This is a genomic window from Nevskia soli DSM 19509 (assembly GCF_000711955.1).
In the GTDB taxonomy this organism is placed as follows: Bacteria; Pseudomonadota; Gammaproteobacteria; order Nevskiales; family Nevskiaceae; genus Nevskia; species Nevskia soli.
The window spans coordinates 17966-34304 of record NZ_JONR01000014.1; the positions used below are offsets into that span (position 1 = coordinate 17966).

At 67.0% G+C, this 16339-nt stretch carries 15 protein-coding genes; 9 read left to right on the forward strand and 6 right to left on the reverse strand.

The window, feature by feature from the left end; translation table 11 throughout:
- Window positions 1-317 precede the first annotated feature (317 nt).
- Together BP26_RS0108220 and BP26_RS29330 are read left to right on the forward strand one after the other, a co-directional pair.
- A complete protein-coding gene (locus BP26_RS0108220; protein WP_051748650.1) occupies window positions 318-833 on the forward strand; it encodes an RNA polymerase sigma factor in 516 nt (171 codons plus the stop codon).
- Window positions 826-1890, forward strand: coding sequence for a hypothetical protein (locus BP26_RS29330; protein WP_157572422.1), 1065 nt, complete (start codon window positions 826-828; stop codon window positions 1888-1890). Before BP26_RS0108220 ends, BP26_RS29330 begins: the two co-directional genes overlap by 8 nt.
- Window positions 1891-2045: 155 nt before the next feature.
- Here BP26_RS29330 and BP26_RS0108230 read toward each other — a convergent pair whose 3' ends face one another.
- The gene (locus BP26_RS0108230) at window positions 2046-2837 is read right to left on the reverse strand and encodes an SDR family NAD(P)-dependent oxidoreductase (protein WP_029920100.1); all 792 of its coding nucleotides are present in this window, start codon (window positions 2835-2837) and stop codon (window positions 2046-2048) included.
- A gap of 206 nt (window positions 2838-3043) precedes the next feature.
- On the opposite strand from BP26_RS0108230, the gene BP26_RS0108235 reads away from it, so the two are divergent.
- The 5 genes from BP26_RS0108235 to BP26_RS0108255 all read left to right on the forward strand — a co-directional run bounded on the left by BP26_RS0108235 (window position 3044) and on the right by BP26_RS0108255 (window position 10189).
- Window positions 3044-4489: a TolC family outer membrane protein gene (locus BP26_RS0108235; protein ID WP_029920101.1), complete on the forward strand. Its 1446-nt coding sequence runs from the start codon at window positions 3044-3046 to the stop codon at window positions 4487-4489.
- A 31-nt stretch (window positions 4490-4520) separates the two neighbouring features.
- The gene (locus BP26_RS0108240; RefSeq protein ID WP_029920102.1) at window positions 4521-6857 is read left to right on the forward strand and encodes an HlyD family secretion protein; all 2337 of its coding nucleotides are present in this window, start codon (window positions 4521-4523) and stop codon (window positions 6855-6857) included.
- Window positions 6845-8374 (forward strand): hypothetical protein, encoded by a 1530-nt coding sequence (locus BP26_RS0108245; protein WP_211254865.1) that lies wholly within the window; start codon window positions 6845-6847, stop codon window positions 8372-8374. The genes BP26_RS0108240 and BP26_RS0108245 overlap by 13 nt, the downstream gene beginning before the upstream one ends.
- A complete protein-coding gene (locus tag BP26_RS0108250; protein WP_029920104.1) occupies window positions 8371-9276 on the forward strand; it encodes a sulfotransferase family protein in 906 nt (301 codons plus the stop codon). Before BP26_RS0108245 ends, BP26_RS0108250 begins: the two co-directional genes overlap by 4 nt.
- Before the next feature lie 157 nt (window positions 9277-9433).
- Window positions 9434-10189, forward strand: coding sequence for an SDR family NAD(P)-dependent oxidoreductase (locus tag BP26_RS0108255; RefSeq protein WP_051748652.1), 756 nt, complete (start codon window positions 9434-9436; stop codon window positions 10187-10189).
- Between the two features lie 30 nt (window positions 10190-10219).
- On the opposite strand, the gene BP26_RS0108260 is transcribed toward BP26_RS0108255, so the two are convergent.
- From BP26_RS0108260 to BP26_RS0108270, 3 genes are all read right to left on the reverse strand, one after another.
- Window positions 10220-11704 (reverse strand): WS/DGAT/MGAT family O-acyltransferase, encoded by a 1485-nt coding sequence (locus tag BP26_RS0108260; RefSeq protein ID WP_029920106.1) that lies wholly within the window; start codon window positions 11702-11704, stop codon window positions 10220-10222.
- A gap of 111 nt (window positions 11705-11815) precedes the next feature.
- Window positions 11816-12277, reverse strand: coding sequence for an ion channel (locus BP26_RS0108265; protein WP_051748666.1), 462 nt, complete (start codon window positions 12275-12277; stop codon window positions 11816-11818).
- A 223-nt stretch (window positions 12278-12500) separates the two neighbouring features.
- The gene (locus BP26_RS0108270; RefSeq protein WP_029920108.1) at window positions 12501-13259 is read right to left on the reverse strand and encodes an SDR family oxidoreductase; all 759 of its coding nucleotides are present in this window, start codon (window positions 13257-13259) and stop codon (window positions 12501-12503) included.
- Between the two features lie 149 nt (window positions 13260-13408).
- Between BP26_RS0108270 and BP26_RS0108275 the strand changes: the two genes are divergently transcribed.
- Window positions 13409-14125: a hypothetical protein gene (locus tag BP26_RS0108275; protein WP_029920109.1), complete on the forward strand. Its 717-nt coding sequence runs from the start codon at window positions 13409-13411 to the stop codon at window positions 14123-14125.
- Between the two features lies 1 nt (window position 14126).
- Window positions 14127-14774, forward strand: a complete 648-nt coding sequence (locus BP26_RS0108280; protein ID WP_029920110.1) for a MalM family protein — start codon at window positions 14127-14129, stop codon at window positions 14772-14774.
- Window positions 14775-14858: 84 nt separating this feature from the next.
- On the opposite strand, the gene BP26_RS27460 is transcribed toward BP26_RS0108280, so the two are convergent.
- Together BP26_RS27460 and BP26_RS0108290 are read right to left on the reverse strand one after the other, a co-directional pair.
- Window positions 14859-15764, reverse strand: coding sequence for an alpha/beta fold hydrolase (locus tag BP26_RS27460; RefSeq protein ID WP_051748667.1), 906 nt, complete (start codon window positions 15762-15764; stop codon window positions 14859-14861).
- Between the two features lie 267 nt (window positions 15765-16031).
- Window positions 16032-16334: a hypothetical protein gene (locus BP26_RS0108290; protein WP_029920112.1), complete on the reverse strand. Its 303-nt coding sequence runs from the start codon at window positions 16332-16334 to the stop codon at window positions 16032-16034.
- Between the last annotated feature and the right edge of the window lie 5 nt (window positions 16335-16339).

Below are 16339 nucleotides of genomic sequence, written 5' to 3' on the forward strand. Positions count from 1 at the left end.
TTTGGTCGCTGCGACGGGGTCTATCTTCGCGCAGTGCAAGGAACGAACGACGCGATGTACTTGATGTGCATAAGGAGTGAGTGACGTGGCAATGCGCGAAGATAGACCCCGTCCCGGAGGGTTGCCCCCGGATTTGCGCCCATGCGGCGTTGCTCGTCGCTCGCGTATTGGTAATACGCCACGCTCCTCGCGCCTTGCCTGGACACAAATCCGGGGGCAACGCAGCGATCAAAGTAGCGTTAGCAGGCCCTAGACTGGAAGCAAGCCTCACGGCGGAGCGGCCGACCCTGGTCGCCGCTCCGACCGACGAAGACTTGATGATGCAGTACCGGGGCGGGGAGCTGGCGGCGTTCGAGGCTTTGTATCGGCGCCACAAGGACCCGCTGTACCGGTATCTGCTGCGCGGCTGTGCCCATGCGGATGTGGCGGCCGAGCTGTTCCAGGATGTGTGGGCCAGCCTGGTGCGGGTGCGGGCCAGCTATGAGCCGCGGGCGAAGTTCAGCACCTGGCTGTACCGCATGGCGCACAATCGACTGATCGACCACCTGCGGCTGGCGCCGCGCGCGCCGCTGCCGCTGGAAGAGGAACTGATCCCCGCCGCGGCCGAACACGAACGGCCGGAGGCGCAGGCCCTGGCGGGCGAAAGCGCGAGCCGTTTGCGGCGCGCGCTGGCGGCCTTGCCGGTGGAGCAGCGCGAGGCCTTTCTGCTGCACGAGGAAGCGGGTTTGAGCCTGGAGGAAATCGCCGAAGTGAGCGGAGTGGGACGCGAAACCGTGAAGAGCCGGCTGCGCTACGGCCTGGCCAAGCTGCGTGAGGCGCTGGCCGATGACTGAGCAGAAACAGACGCCGCCCGACGATCACGAGCTGGAGCAGTTCCTGGCCCGGCGCAGCGAGTTGTCGCAGCGCTATCGTGCCGATGTGGGCGCCGATGCGGCGGGCGAGGGCGCGCCGCCGGAACTGGATGCGGCGGTACTGGCGCGGGCACGGGCGGAGTTGCAACGGCCTGCGGCGAGTTCGCGGCGCTTCCTGCGTTGGGGCCGGCCGCTGGCGGTGGCTGCTTCGCTGATGCTGGTGGTGAGCCTGGGCTGGATGGCGCAGCAGAAGCCCTTGCCGCAGGAGATGGCGCAGAATGCTACGCCTGCGGTGGTGCCGAAGGAAGTGGCCGTGTCGGCGATGGATGCCATTCCGGCGCCGCCGGTTGCCAGGAGGGCGGAGGAGGCGGAGCAGAACAAGGCGTTGGCAAAGGCCGCGCCGCCGGCACGATCACGGCAGCCAGGGTCGGCGCCTGCTGCCGGTGCATTGGCGCGGCGACCAGAGGCACAGGCACAAGCGGACATTCCGCCACCGCCACCGCCACCGCCGCCGGCAGCCGAGCCTCCGCCGCCCAAGCCAGTGTCAGTGCCTGCGCCCGCGCAGTTGGCTGAGCCGATCGCCACGACCAAGCCCGCTGTGCCGGAAGGATCGCGTGACCAGGCTTATGCGTACAAGCGGGAGTCACGCTCTGCGCTGGCGGCGTCGAGTGCCGGCGCGGCGGCGGAGTCCGCACCGGTACCGGCTGCGCCCGCTGCCGCGACCGCGTCACCTGCTCCGGCCCCATTTGCGCCTGCGCCGCCTCCGCGGGAAATGGCGGCGCCCGTTTTGGCGGCGCCGGCTGCGAACTCGGCGCCAGCACCGAATCCTTGTGCGTCATCCCCCGTGCATGGTGCGGCTCTGGAGCAGGTGCGGGTGGCGCGTGGTCCGAATGCCGCGGCGTGGTTGCAGCAGATCCGGCAATTGCGGGATGCGTCGGATTTGGATGGGGCGCGGGCGGAGCTGGCTTGTTTCAGCTATCTGCATGCACCCGGTGATGTTCCGGAGGATCTCAGATCCTTGTTGCAACCGGTTCCCTGATGCTTGTCCCGATTATGTTCCGGTTGCCTGCATGACGGAGCGTATCGGCCAGGGTGCAAGATCCCTCGATACACCTTGCTTCGCAAGGCACTCGGGACGAACGGGGGAGTGGCGGGTGCTGGTGAACAGCAACGTCACCTGCACCTGACTTTGAGTTAGTCGTTCTTCATCAGCAGATAGCCTGTCGCGGCTGCCAGTGAACGCGGCGTGAAGCGCACGCTGAAGGCGGCGAACCAGTTGAACAGCCCGATCACGGCGCTGGAGCGGCGGGCCAGCATCCTGCGGATGCCGATGCGGGCGGCGTCGGCACTGCTCATCATGGTGCGGCGCTGGTACCAGGTGAGTTTCTGGCCGGAGACCTGGAGGAATTCGGTGGCGGTGACGCCGGGGGAGACGACGGTGCAGGAGACGCCGCTGCCGCGCAGTTCGTAGTTGAGGGCTTCGCCGTAGCTCAGGACGTAGGCCTTGGTGGCGGCGTAGGCGGCATAGGTGGGGGTGGGCTGGTAGGCGCCGGTGGAGGCGATCTGGAGGATGTGGCCGTTGCCGCGCTTGACCATGTCGCGGGCGAACAGGCGGGTCAGTTCGGTCAGGGCCAGCATGTTGAGCTGGAGCATCTGGCGGGTCTTGGGCCAGGGCAGGTCGAGGTCCTTGCCGAAGAGGCCGAAGCCGGCGTTGTTGACCAGCACGTCCACGGCCAGCCCCTGTAGCCGCACGAGGTCGTAAAGCGCCTGCGGGGCTTCGGGGGTGCCGAGGTCGAGGGTGACGATGGCGACCTTGATGCCGCACTGCAGCAATTCCGCCTGGACCTGCTTGAGCAGCTCTTCGCGGCGGGCCACCAGGACGAGGTTGCAGCCCCGGGCGGCGAGTTCGCGGGCGAAGTCCACGCCCAGGCCGGAGGACGCGCCGGTGACCAAGGCGGTTTTGCCCTTGAGAGCAGCGTTTGCCATGTGTGTTTCCCCATGCCGGGTACGGCGTTTGCGAAAGGAGCCTAGCACGCGTTTCCGGCGCTGATTGTCACACCAGTAATGTAAAGGAATGCACTTACGAAAAAATCCTAAGTGACTGTTTAATGAGGCTGAGCCATAATCGACTTGGGAGTTGAATCACGTCCAAAGGCGCCACTCAAGCGCATACCGATCAGGGTGAGTCATCAATGATTCCGTCGCGCCTGCCGCCGTCGACCAAACGGCTGGCTTTCACTCGTGCCCGTGCCTTGTTTCTGGGTGCCGCGCTGTTCCCCGCGCTGGCCGGCGCCGCCGACACGCAGCCAGCCGACCTGATCGGCATCTACGTCAAGGCGCTGGATGCCAACCCGAAGTATCAGGCGGCGGTGGCCGGGTTCCGCGAAGCGGCGGAAGCCAAGCCGCAGGCCCTGGCCAAGTTGCTGCCGCAGGTGGGCGCGGGCGCCACGGCGGGCGAGTTCGAGCAGGCCGTGAGCGGCAATTACTTCCGCGGCGTGCTGGACAATACCGGCGCCAGCACCGGTAGCGGCGGTGAAGGCATCAACGTCAACCACCGCGACCAGTTCTACAGCGTCGGCTACCAGGTCGGGCTGACCCAGGTGCTGTTCAACTGGGGGCTGTTCAAGACCTACGACCAGTCCGAACTGAAGGTGGGGCAGGCCGGGGTCAAGGTGTACGAGGCGCTGGACGGCCTGCGCCTGCAGATCGCGCAGGCTTATTTCGATGTGCTTTCGGCCCAGGACGGGGTGCGCTTCGCCAAGGCGGAGACGGACGCGGTCAGGCAGCTGCTGGACCAGGCCAACAACAAGCTGGCCAACGGCATCGTCACCGACGTCGAGGCCAAGCAGGCCCAGGCCGAGTACGACCTGTCGGAAGCGGAGCTGATCGACGCGCAGAACACGCTGGATGTGGACCTGACGCAGCTGCAGCTGCTTACCGGCGGCCAGAGCTACACCAAGCTGAAGACGCTGGGCCCGAACTTCCAGCCGGCGCCGCCGGATCCGAACAAGCTGGACGTGTGGCTGGAACGCGCGCAGTCGCAGAACCTGGCGCTGCAGGACAAGCACTACGGCACCGAGATCGCGCAGAAGGAGATCGAGAAGCAGAAGGCGGCGCGCCTGCCGACGCTCGACGCCGGCGCCAAGCGCAGCTATGCCTACGCCGACGGCGGCATCAGCAACGGCATCGCGGCGGGCAACAACCACGGCCTGGACGAGAGCATCTATCTCAATCTCAAGGTGCCGATCTATACCGGCGGCGCCATCAGCTCCGCGGTGCGCGGCGCCGAGGCCGGCCTGGAGATGGCGCAGTACGAGGAAGCGGCGGCGCGCAACGACGCCAAGCACGGCACCCAGGTGGCCTTCCTCAACGCCACCGCCGGCCTGTCGCACATCAGCGCGCTGAACCAGGCGGTGCAGTCCGCCGCCGCCGCCGAGGACGCGGCGCATGTCGGCTATAACGTCGGCACCAAGACCTATTCCGACGTGCTGCTGGCGGTGCGCAGCCGCTACAAGGCGGAGCGTGACTACGCCCAGTCGCGCTACGCCTATATCGTCAACTTCCTCAAGCTGAAGCAGTCGGCCGGGGCGCTGAGCCACGCCGACCTGCTCACCATCAACCGCTGGCTGCAGCAGTAAACAACAGAACAACTTAGGGAATCGACCCCAGATGGAAACGCCGCGCCACCCCTATCGCAAGTTCGTCTTCGCCGCCGCCACGCGCACCGCGGCCGGCTACTACTCGGTCACCAGCCCGCGCCACGGCCGCTCGTTCCGGCTGGAGCCGGCGGAGTTCGAGCTGGCGCGCCTGTTCGATGGCGACCGCAGCGGCAGCGAGATCCGCGGCAGCTCGGCGCGCCTGACCGGCCGCGAGTTCAGCGCGCCGGAGCTGGAACAGTTCGCCAACGAGCTGGCCCTGGCCGGCCTGCTGGCGCCGGGTACGCAGGAGCCGCTGCCGGTGCCGCCGCAGAGCGACGAGGAAGCCACCGCCGCCGGTTGGCTCGGCCAGCGTGCTGCGCCGGGGCCGGATGTGGCCGCGCCTTCCACAGTGCCGGGTTCGCTCAGCGGCGGCGGCCGCATGGGCACGCTGACCTCGCTGTGGGGCGCCTTCCGCGGCCAGTCCGATCCGCTGGCCTGGTCGTTCCCGGTCAAGCCTTTCCTGTGGCTGGGCGCGCTGCTCGACTGGGCTCTGTATTCCAGCGTGCTGGTCTATGCCCTGATCGCGATTTCCTTCGGCGCGGTGTTCGCGCTGTGGGCCAACAAGGTCGGGGTGGCCGCCGACGTGGTGCGGCTGGCGCATCCGCTGACCTTCTTCCTGATGGCGGTCGGCTGCCTGTTCCTGCTCGAATTCCTTGGTGAAGTGGCCCGCGCGGCCGCGGTGCGCCGCGCCACCGGCGTGGTGCCGCGCTTCGGCATCCAGCTCGGCGTCGGCCTGGTCCCGTTCTTCAAGACCGACACTTCCGGCCCGATCGAAGCGGCCGACCGCGCCACGCGCATGCGCGTGGTCGGCGCCGCCATGGTGTCGACGCTGACGGTGGAAGTGCTGGCCATCGGCGCCTGGTTCGTGTTCCACCACACGCCGGGCTTCCTGCCGGTGTTCTGCATCGGCCTGGCCGTTGCCGCGATGGTGTGGATGTTCATCCTGGTCAACCCGCTGGCCAAGCGCGACGGCTACCATGTGCTGGCCAACTGGATGCAGGCGCCGGACCTGCGCGAGCAGGCGCTGATCGCCCTGTTCGGCTACCGCAAGCCCTGGCTCGATACGCGCCGCCTGCCGGCCACCACGCTGGTGGTCTACGGCGCGCTGTGCTTCGCCTACCTGGCGTGGATCCTGATCTGGCTGGTCGTCTTCCCCGGCGAATGGCTGGCCGGCGGCTGGGGCCCGGCGGGCGTGGTGGTGTTCCTGGCGGTGCTGGGGTACTACATCTACCTCCAGGTCAGTCGCATGCTGTCGCAGCGCGCGAACATCGGCGGCGAGATCGTCATTCCGCCGCCGAACCGGCTGGACTGGATCATCATCGGCGCCATCGTCGCCGTGGCGCTGTTCCCCTGGCCGTACGAGCCGAGCGGCGACTTCACCGTGCTGCCGCATGCGCGCGCCGACGTGCGGGCGCTGATCTCCGGCGACGTGCGCAAGGTGCTGGTCAAGGAGGGCGACCTGGTCAAGGCCGGCGACGTCATCGCCGAACAGGCCGACGACGAGGAGCAGGCGGCGGTCGCCACCAGCAAGGCCGACATCGCGCGGCTGTTCGCGCAGCTGCAGTTGCTGAAGAGCGGCGCGCGTCCGGAAGAGGTCGACCTGGCCAAGCAGGAAGTGGCCACGGCGCAGAAGAAATACGACTACGCGCAGTCCGAGGCGCAGCGCCAGGAAAGGGCCTACACGCAGAAGGCGGTCAGCGAGCAGCAGTACCAGCATTTCCTGTCGGAAGCGCAGGTCGGCCAGCAGCAGTTGCTGGAAGCCAAGCGCCACCTCGACCTGGTGAGCGGCGCGGCGCGGCCGGAGAAGCTGGACGAGATCAAGGCCGAGCTGGCCAGCGCGCAGGCGCAGTTGCAGTACCACACGCAGCAGCTCGAATACACCAGGATCCGCGCCCCGGTGGCCGGCCGCGTGGTGTCCAGCACGCTGCTCTTCGCGGTGGGCGATTACCTGGAGCGCGGCGCCCTGCTGGCGCGGGTGGAGGACAGCGACAAGCTGCAGGTGGAGATCCGCCTGCCGGAAACCTCCATCGGCGAGATCGCCGTCGGCAACCGCGCCTGCGCCAAGGCCTGGGGCGTGCCGTTCGATTGCTACGGCGGCACGGTGACGCAGATCGCGCCGAGCGCCGACAACACGCCGGACGGCCGCGTCGTCCGCGTGCTGATGCAGGTGGACAAGGTGGACGGCCAGCTGCGGCCGGAGATGACCGGCTACGCCAAGGTGCATGCCGCGACCTATCCGCTGATCGTCGCCTTCACCCGCCCGGTGATCCGCTTCTTCCTGGTCGAGATCTGGTCTTGGCTCCCCTAGGAGAACTGCCCGGAGGATTGCGGGGCGAGTTGCCCCGCACCGGCCCGCTGGCGCCGCAGACCGGCGGCAGCGGGTTGCGCGAGTCCGACTTCCGCCTGATCAACCAGAGCGGCTTCGGCGACGGCCTCAACAACTACGCCCACAGCATGGCGTGGTTCGAGGGGCGGCTGTACGTCGGCACCACGCGCGGCACCTGGGCGATGACCAAGATCAACACGCCGGTGCCGGACCTCAAGCCCTGGCCGACCGAGTGCCCGGACGACGTGTATGAGGTCGACCGTCGCGCCGAGATCTGGGCCTACACGCCCGAAACCGATACCTGGATCCGCGTGTTCCAGGCGCCCTATGTGAAGGGCCGCACCAAGGCGGTGGTGCCGCGCTATATCGGCCTGCGTGGCATGACCGTGTTCCAGGGCCCGAGCGACGCCAAGCCCTGCCTGTATGTGTCCACCTGGGCGCCGCAGCAGGCGGAGCCGCCGGACATCCTGCGCTCCGAGGACGGCGTCGCTTTCGGCAATGTGCCGCGCCCACCCTGGGACGTGACGGTGCGCTCGTTCCGCACCCTGCAGGTGTTCAAGGGGCGCGTGCATACCAGCCCCACCGGCTCCAGCGGCGCGCCGGGGAAGTCGCAGGAATGCGTGGCCTCCGAGTCGGCGATCTACTGCACCGACGACATGCAGGGCGCGCGCTGGGTGGCGGCGAGCCCGGACGGCTTCGGCGATCCGACCAACCTCACCGTGTTCGAGATGGCGCAGTTCAACGGCCATCTCTACGCCGGTACCGTCAACGCCGAGCAGGGCTTCCAGCTGTGGAAGACCGAGGGCGAGGGCGGCCCGCCGTACAAGTGGAAACGGGTGCTGCAGCACGGCGCCTGGCGCGGCCCGCTCAACGAGGTCTGCGGCAGCCTGTGCGTGTTCAAGGGCGCGCTCTATGTCGGCACCGGCATCGTCAACGGCGGCTACCACCGCACGCTGCGCATCGGCCCGGCGGCGCCGGAGCTGATCCGCGTCTACCCGGACGATTCCTGGGAGCTGCTGATGGGTTATTCGCGCCTGACGCCCGACGGGCTGAAGGTGCCGCTGTCCGGCTACTCCGGCGGCTTCGACAATTTCTTCAACGGCTATGTCTGGCGCATGGCGGTGCATGGCGACTGGCTGTATGCCGGCACCATGTCCTGGGCCAACGTGATTCCCTACCTGCATGTCGAGGTATGGCCGGAAGAGATGCTGGTGCTGATGCAGCGCTGGGGCAAGGAAGAGATGGTGCGGCGTTACGGCGGCTGCTCGCTGTGGCGTTCGCGCGACGGCATCCGCTGGGAGCCGGTGACGCGCTCCGGCTTCGGCAACAAGTACAACTGGGGCATCCGCAATATCGTATCGACCGAGCACGGCTTGTTCGTCGGCACCGCCAATCCCTTCGGCCCCACCGTGGCGATCCGCCGCGACAACCGCTGGGTCTATGTCGACAACCCGCGCGGCGGTTGCGAGGTATTCCTCGGCAAAGATCCGAATCCATGATCGCTTCCGCGCCCTTGCTGGTGTTGTCCGCGCCCGGCGCCGAGGCGGCGCGCCTTGCCGCCATGGTGGGGCGCCATCCGGATGCCTATGGCCTGCCGGAACTGAACCTGCACCTGGCGCCGACGGTGGAAGGCCTGCTGTCGGTGTTCCGCATCACCCAGGGCAATGTGCAGGACGGCCTGTTGCGCGCGGTGGCGCAGCTGTATTGCGGCGGCCAGGATGCGGCGGGCGTCGCCGATGCCGGCCACTGGCTGAAGCGCCGCGCCGACTGGAGCAGCATGGAATTGCTGGACGAGCTGGGCGGGCGCATCGCGCCGAAGCTGCCGGTGCTGGCCGAGAGCGGCCTGGCCTGGCGGCCGCACGACGTCGAGGGCTGGCTGGCGCAGGTGCCGGACGTGCGGGTGCTGCACGTGGTGCGCCATCCGCGCGCGCAGTGCGCCGAGGTGGCGGTGCGCCTCAACGGGCCGCTGTTCGTGCCGCCGGATTACAAGGACTACGGCACCGATCCGGCGGTGATCGATCCGCAGCTGGCCTGGTACCGCATCAACCGCAACATCGAGCAGGCCACGGCGATGCTGCCGGCGGCGCAGTGCCGGCGGGTGCAGGCGGAAGACCTGTTCGCGGCGCCGGAGGATACGTTGCGCGTGATCTGCCGGTGGCTCGGCCTGCCGTTCGGCGATGCGGCCCTGCAGCGCATGTCGCATCCGGAGGACGGCCCTTATGCCCGTGTCGGCACCGCCGAGGCGCCGTACGGGATGGAGCCGGAGTTCCACGCGGCCCCGGCGTTCAGCGGGCGGCTGCGGCCGCGGCAGATGCTGGAAGGGGCGGCGGAGTGGCGCGGCGATGGCAAGCCGCTGGCGGCGGAAGTGGTGTCGCTGGCGCGGAGTTATGGGTATCGCTGAGGCGGGCCACTGTTTTGTGCGGGGCCTGCTCCGACGTCGTCGTTACCGTGGAAGCGGAAATCCAGGCGGGATGCGCCGAAGCAAAACCGGATTCCCGCCTTCGCGGGAATGACGATGAATTGAAAATGTATCGCAGATTCCGGGATGGAATTTTCCAATGACCGTTGCCAAGAAAGCCAAAGCGAAGCCCAAGTCCGCCAAGAAATCCGGCGCCATCGACTGGAGCAGCAAGACTGCGCTCGTCACCGGCGGCAATCGCGGCATCGGCCTCGAAGTCGCGCGCCAGCTTGGCGTGGCCGGCTGCAGGATCATCCTGGCGGCGCGCGATGTGAAGCTGGGCGAGGAGGCGGCGCAGCCGCTGATCGACGCCGGTCTGCGCGTGCGGGTGGAGCAGCTCGACGTGTCGGACGAGCAGTCGGTGAAGGACTGCGCCAAACGCCTGAAGAAGGCGCGGGTGACGGTCGACATCCTGGTCAACAATGCCGGGATCTACGACCGCACGCCGATCATGGAGCTGGACACGGAGACGTTCATGAACGTGTTCCGCACCAATACCCTGGGCGCGCTGTGGTGCAGCCAGGCCTTCATTCCCGGCATGGTGGAGCGGCAATGGGGCCGGGTGGTGATGGTCAGTTCCGGACTGGGCACCTTCAGCCGCGGCATGCTGGGGCATCCCTGCTATGCCATTTCCAAGGCGGCGCTGAATGCGCTCACCATCAAGCTGGCGCAGGCCACGCCGGACGTGGTGAAGATCAACGCGGTGCGGCCGGGCTGGGTAAAGACGCGGCTGGCCGGGGCGATGGGCAAGGATTCGGTGGAGACCGGCGCAGGGCGCGTGGTGCATCTGGCCATGCTGCCGGATGACGGCCCTACCGGCGGCTACTTCCGGGGCAAGGTATCCAGCCGCTGGTAGCGGCGGCTGGACCCGGGATCAATCAGGGCACTAGATCGACGACAGTTCGGGGCGGCGCTTGCGCGGGCTGCTGTGCCGTGCCGCCACGCGGGGCTTGCGCGGCGCTCCGGATTGCCGCCGCGCGGTGGGGTGGAGCACCAGCGCGGCCAGCTCTTCGAAGGCGTCTCCGGTGTAATCGGCCAGATGTTGTACATGTGGAATCGCCTTGGCGCATGCGGTGAAGCCGATGTGCAGCTGGCCGGCGTAGGACAGCACCGTGATGTTCAGCGACTGGCCGTGCGTCAGGATCGACATGGGGAAGATCGCTTCCAGGCGCGCGCCGTTGAAATACAGCGGCTCGGCCGGCCCGGGGACATTGGATACCACCACGTTGAACACCGGATGGCCGTGGCCCCCCAGGCCCGTCAGCAGCTCGATGGCATAGGGGGTCATCAGCAGCAGGGTGTAGTCGGTCAGGGCTTCGCGCCGAAGCCCGTGCAGATGCTCCTTGGCGGCATGGGTCGACCGGTGGACTTCACGCAGCCGCCGCAGCGGGTCTTCCTCCTCGGTACCCATCGAAGCCAGCATGAAGGTGACTGCGGTGCATGCCGAGGTGTCTCCCTTGGCTCGTACCGAAACCGGAATGCCGGCGATCAGGGCCTGCTCCGGCAGGGCATTCAAGTCGGCCAGGTAGCGCCGCAGGGCCCCGCCGCACACCGCTAGGAAGACGTCGTTGACGGTCACTCCGGCACGGCTGGCGACGGCATGCAGCCGCTCGAGGGGCAGTTGCCGCGAGGCGAAGCGCCGCTGTGTCGAGGTGCGCCCATTGAACGGGGTCTTGGGCGCGAGATAGGGTACCGACAGATCGCTGCCGGCCTTGACCCGTGCCGAATGCAGGAACGCGCCGAAGGCGTGGTACAGGTCGGGAGCGCTCTTGACCTGCCCGAAGACGAAATCCAGAACGTGCTTGAGGCCGCTGTGGGGATGTTCGCCGGGGCCGGCCGGCGGTGCCGCGTGTTTCCTGTGCAAGGACCAAGGCGCCGGCATGTGACGGCTTTTCCGGTCCGTGCTCAGGCCCTGCTGCAGCAGGTGCATGCCGGAGACTCCGTCCATCAGCGAATGATGGATCTTCATGAACAGCGCGAAGCGCCGATGCGCCAGGCCTTCGATGACGTGGCATTCCCACAGCGGCAACGTCATGTCCAGCGACCGGCTCTGCAGTTCGGCGACCAGCGCGGACAGCTCGGCGTCTCCGCCCGGCGCCGGCAGGGCAATGTGCTGGATGTGGTATTCCAGGTCGACCTTTTCGGCCTCGACCCAGGCCGGCACCAAGCCGCTCAGGGCCCAGTCCTTGAGTTTCTGCGAATACGGCGGCGCCAGGGGTTCCGGTTTGCGCAGTTCCGCCACCACGCGTGACACATAGTCCTGCCCGGCGCCGGCGGGCAAGGAATAGATTTGCAGGGAGCCGAAATGCATCGGGCTTTCGGCCGATTCGATCAGCACCCAGGCGGCATCGATGGGGGGGACGATTTTCATGTTGCTCCGGGGCTATTGGTGGCTGCACCCATAGGGCAGTGAACCGGAGCGCGGGCCCGCGGGCTATGACCCAGGTCATTGCGCCCGGAAGCAGGGTGTCGTTGCCGCCGCTCAGTTGCGCCAGAATCGCTGCATCTCGAGATAGGTGAACGAGGCTGACCAGGTGATCAGCACGAAGCCGGTCAGCGCCTCGCTGCCCATGATCAGTCGCAGGGGACCGTGTGGTTCGAGGTCGCCGTAGCCGACCGTGGTGTAGGTGGTGGTTGAGAGATAGACCGCGTCGAGCAGCTTGAAGCTGGGAGATCCGGTCACGAAGCCCAGATCTGGGAACTGCACGGCCTGGTAGATGCCGATGCCGAAGATCCAGATCTCCGCAGTGTGCAGGCTGATGATGCCGATGATGAGGATCAGGACGCGCATGCGCGGCGGCATGGTCCAGTGCGGCATCCACCGGTTCAGCCGCTCCAGCGCTTCGTAGTGGAGGCCGACGCAGGCGCCGATCAGGCCGAAGGTGAGCACCACCACCACCCAGTAGGTCGGGATACGGATGGCAAGCAGGAAGTCCGGGGTCATGTCGGTGCGGGCGGGGTGCTTGTGGAACTGCCCCGTTACTGTGCCCCCGCTGCCCGCAACCGGCCTTGATCTGCGTCAAACGGGGCTGTGCGCGATCCGGCGCCGGGCCCCGTCGCGTCCCATCGATCTTGATGCGGCGGTTGTCGGGCACATTGGCCTGGATCCGGGCGGCTTCGACGTCGGCTGGGGCGGAGCATTCGACTCCGCTTGCTGCGGTGGGAGTTCAGTGGCTGCTGTAGCCGCCGTCCACCGGCATCATGTGGCCATGGATGAAGGAAGCCTCGTCCGAGCATAGCCAGAGTACGGCGTTGACCACTTCCATGGCGGTGCCGGCGCGGCCGATCGGGTGCAGGGACAGGAATTTGCGCAGGGCGTCTTCACCGCGCCTGATGACGTTGAGGCCGAGGCCGGCTTCGATCAGGCCGGGACAGACGGCGTTGACGCGGATGCCCTTGGCGGCGTAACTCACGGCCGCGGATTTGGTCAGGCCGGCGATGCCGTGCTTGGTGGCGGTGTAGGAGGCGTTGGCGCCGCCGTTGATGCCGAGGATGGAGCAGTTGTTGACGATGGCGCCGCCGCCCTCTTGATTCAGCATCATCCTGATTTCGTGCTTCATGCAGCGCCAGGTGCCGCTGAGGTTGATGCGCAGGTTGCGCTCCCAGTCTTCCTCGCTGATGTCGGCCAGGGGGATGCCGCCGCCGCCGATGCCGGCGTTGTTGAAGGCGGCGTCGAGGCGGCCGTAGTCGGCGGCGATGCGTTCGAACAGGGCGGCGACCTGGGCGGCGTCGCCGATGTCCGCGCCGTAGGCGTCCGCCTGGCCGCCGGCGCCGCGCACGGCGTCGACGGTGAGCTGGGCGGCGTCGAGGCGGATGTCGCAGACCGCGACGCGGTAGCCGCGCGCGGCGAAGGCACCCGCGGCGACGCTGCCGATGCCGCCGCCGCCGCCGGTGATCAAGATGGTGGGCTTGTTCGTCTGGCTCATACCGTGCAGGTCCGGGTTGGGTAAAGCAGTGGGGCTTTCGTCGATTTGTTCACATTATCCGATTTGCCGGCTCCGATGGCGCTTTCTGTGCCGGTACAGGGCCTGCTATCATTTTGGCGGGGATTCATTACAAACATGGGGAAAATCCGATGCTTTATCTGCGAGCCGCCGCAGCGGCCATTGCTGCTGCCTGCCTGCTGTCCGGCTGCGCCGGTCAACCGGAGGTACCGTTCGACCATAGTGCCAATACCAATCTCAAGACCATTGCGGTGCTGACGCCGAGTTATCCCAGCGGCCCCGGAGTGGTATTGGCGAGTACCGTGGGACAGAGCTTCGGTTTGGTCGGCGCCTTGGTCGATGGCGCCATGCAGTCCAACCGCGAGAGCAAGTTCTCGGAGCTGCTGAGCGCGCAGAAAATCTCGGTGCAGGACACCTTCATGCAGGACATCGGCCAGGTTCTGCAGGCGCAGGGGTACCAGGTGGTGTTGCAGCCAGTGACCCGTGACAAGGCGGACTTCCTGTCGCAATATCCGCCGGCGGCGAGCACGCATGCCGATCTGTATCTGGACATGGTGGTCACGGGCTATGGTTACATCGCCGCGGGAGTCCGCTCCTCGACGCCCTATCGCCCGGCGTTTTCGGTACGTTGCAAGCTGGTTCGCGCCAGTGACGGGGCGGTGTTGATGGAGGATACGATCGCCTACAACCCGCTCGGCCAGCCCAAGAACATGGTGACCATCGCTCCGGATGCCGACTACGTGTTCAAGGATTTCGACACCCTGATGGCCGATCCGGACAAGGCTGGGCAGGGGCTGAAGGTGGCGATGCAGAAGTCCACTGACAGCATCGGCCTGTTGCTGCGCTGACATGAAGCCTCCGTTCGCGCGCCAGGCGGCGACTGCGATCTGCGCGGCACTCCTGGCCGCCTGCGCCAGCCACCCGGCGGAACCGCCGATGCTCAGCCTGGTGGATCGGCAATGTGCGCGGCAGCCCGATCTGTCCGCTCCGAAGGTGCTGACGCTGGAGGGCGATGCCAGTTCGGTCAGGCAGCCGATCGACAATACGGTGTCCTGCGTCGAAGCCGCAGATGGCAGCAGGAGCCTTTATCGCGTATTCCTGTTGCCGCAAAGCGCCAGGCCCTACATGGTTGCGATCGCCAGTGAACCGTCCGGTCACGGGCTGTTTTCACCGCGCCTGATCCTGCTCGACGCGTCGGGTGCGAAAGTGCGGGAAGTGTCGCGCGACATGTTCCTGTTTCATGGCGCCTCGCTTTACGTGGCGCTGCGGATCCATCCTGGGGAGCATTTCCTGGTGGTGGCCTCCGATCCACAGAGCACCGGTCAGACCGTGTCGCAGATCGTCGGCTCGACCCAGGCGACGACCATCAGTAACGGTGTCGGGGGGATGTTCATGATGTACAGCGGCAAGGAAGCGAACAACATCTATACCTATGCACACAACGGGATCGTGACAGTGAGTGCGAAAGTGATTCCAGGCGAGGAAGGCACGAAATAGCCGCCGGGTGTCCAGCACACGCGCGGCACTACCGATGCCGTCGGTGCCGGGTTTGAGCCGAACGACGGTACAGGGATTCCGGACTTATCCGGGAGCAGGCGTAGTGGCGGCAGCGTCCGCGGCATCGCTGTTCGGCGCCGGCAGCTCGATGCCGAGGAATTGCGCCAGGCGGCGCCGCACGATGGCGGCGTGGCTGATGGGGAAGAAGTGGCCGCCCTGCGGGATCAGTTCCACTTCGGCTTGCGGCAGCAGTGTTTGCAGGGCGCGGCAGGTGGGCATGCAGCGTGAGTGCTCGCCGTAGACCAGCAGCAGGGGCATCGGCAGCGCGGCGATGGCCGCGGCTTCGAGGCCGGGCATGATGAATTCCGGCGCGGCGCCGGTGTTGTCGAGCAGGCTGATCCACTGCTTGGCGGCGCGCTGGGCGCCGCGGCCTTCGCCGAATGGAGTGAAGGCATCGCGAGCGGTGGATTCGCCGCCCTGGAGACGCCAGCGCGCCAGCACTTCGAGGAACAGCAGGCCGACCTGCTTCTCGTTGTCCCAGTCGTGGCCGGACTTGGCGGCGACTTCGATCTCGAAGGGTGACAGGTGCGGGCAGTCGGACAGCTTCTGCTCGGGCTGGAGGCGGTTGACCTTGGTGTCCATGATCACCAGCCGCGAGACGCGCGCCGGGTGGCGGCCGGCGTATTCCAGGGCGATGCCGCCGCCGTAGCTGTGGCCGATCAGCACGCAGCTGGTGATATCGAGGTGATCGAGCAGGGCGGCCAGGTCTTTCGACATGGTCACGGCGTCGTAGCCGGAGGCCGGCACGTCGCTGTAGCCGTGGCCGCGCAGGTCGTAGAGGGTGACGCGGAAGTGGCGCGACAGCGGCACGGCGTAATGCAGGAACCAGAAGGCGCGGCTGGCGGCCAGGCCGTGCACCAGCACCAGGTCGGGGCCTTCGCCCATCTGCTGGTAGGCGAGGTTTACGCCGTTGAGGGTGGCTTCAGCCATGGGAGTTATGCGCCGGGGTCAAATGACGGCGTCGATCCCGCGGAGGCGGGAATCCAGTTTTACGCGGGTGGCGGCGGGCGCGCTGGTTGGATGTTGCATTGCTGCCGTCCCTGGATTCCGGCTTTCGCCGGAATGACGATGGTTGAGAGAGTGGCGCCGGTTCAAAACCGGATCCCCGCCTGCGCGGGGATGACGTTGATTGATTGACGGGGGCGCTTTTCTCCGGGCTGCAACTGCCTGGTCAGCGCCACCCGCAACTTCGCAACCTCAGAGCTGCGTGGCCAGGAAGTCGGCGATCTGGCCGATGGAGAGGTCGTCGACATAACGGCCGTCCTTCATCAGCAGCTTGTCGAAGGCCACTTTCTTGTGGGTGATGTCTTCTTCGATGGCGACCACCAGCTGGATGATGTCGATCGATTCGAAGCCCAGGTCGGCCAGCAGCGTGGTGCCGCGGTCCATCTGGCCTTCGAACTCGCTGTCCCAGTCCTGGGTGAAGTCCTTGAGCAGGGCGGCGAGCTTGGGCACCAGCTGTTCGCTGGTGAGTTTGCCGTTGGAAAGGTCGTTGGCCATGTTCT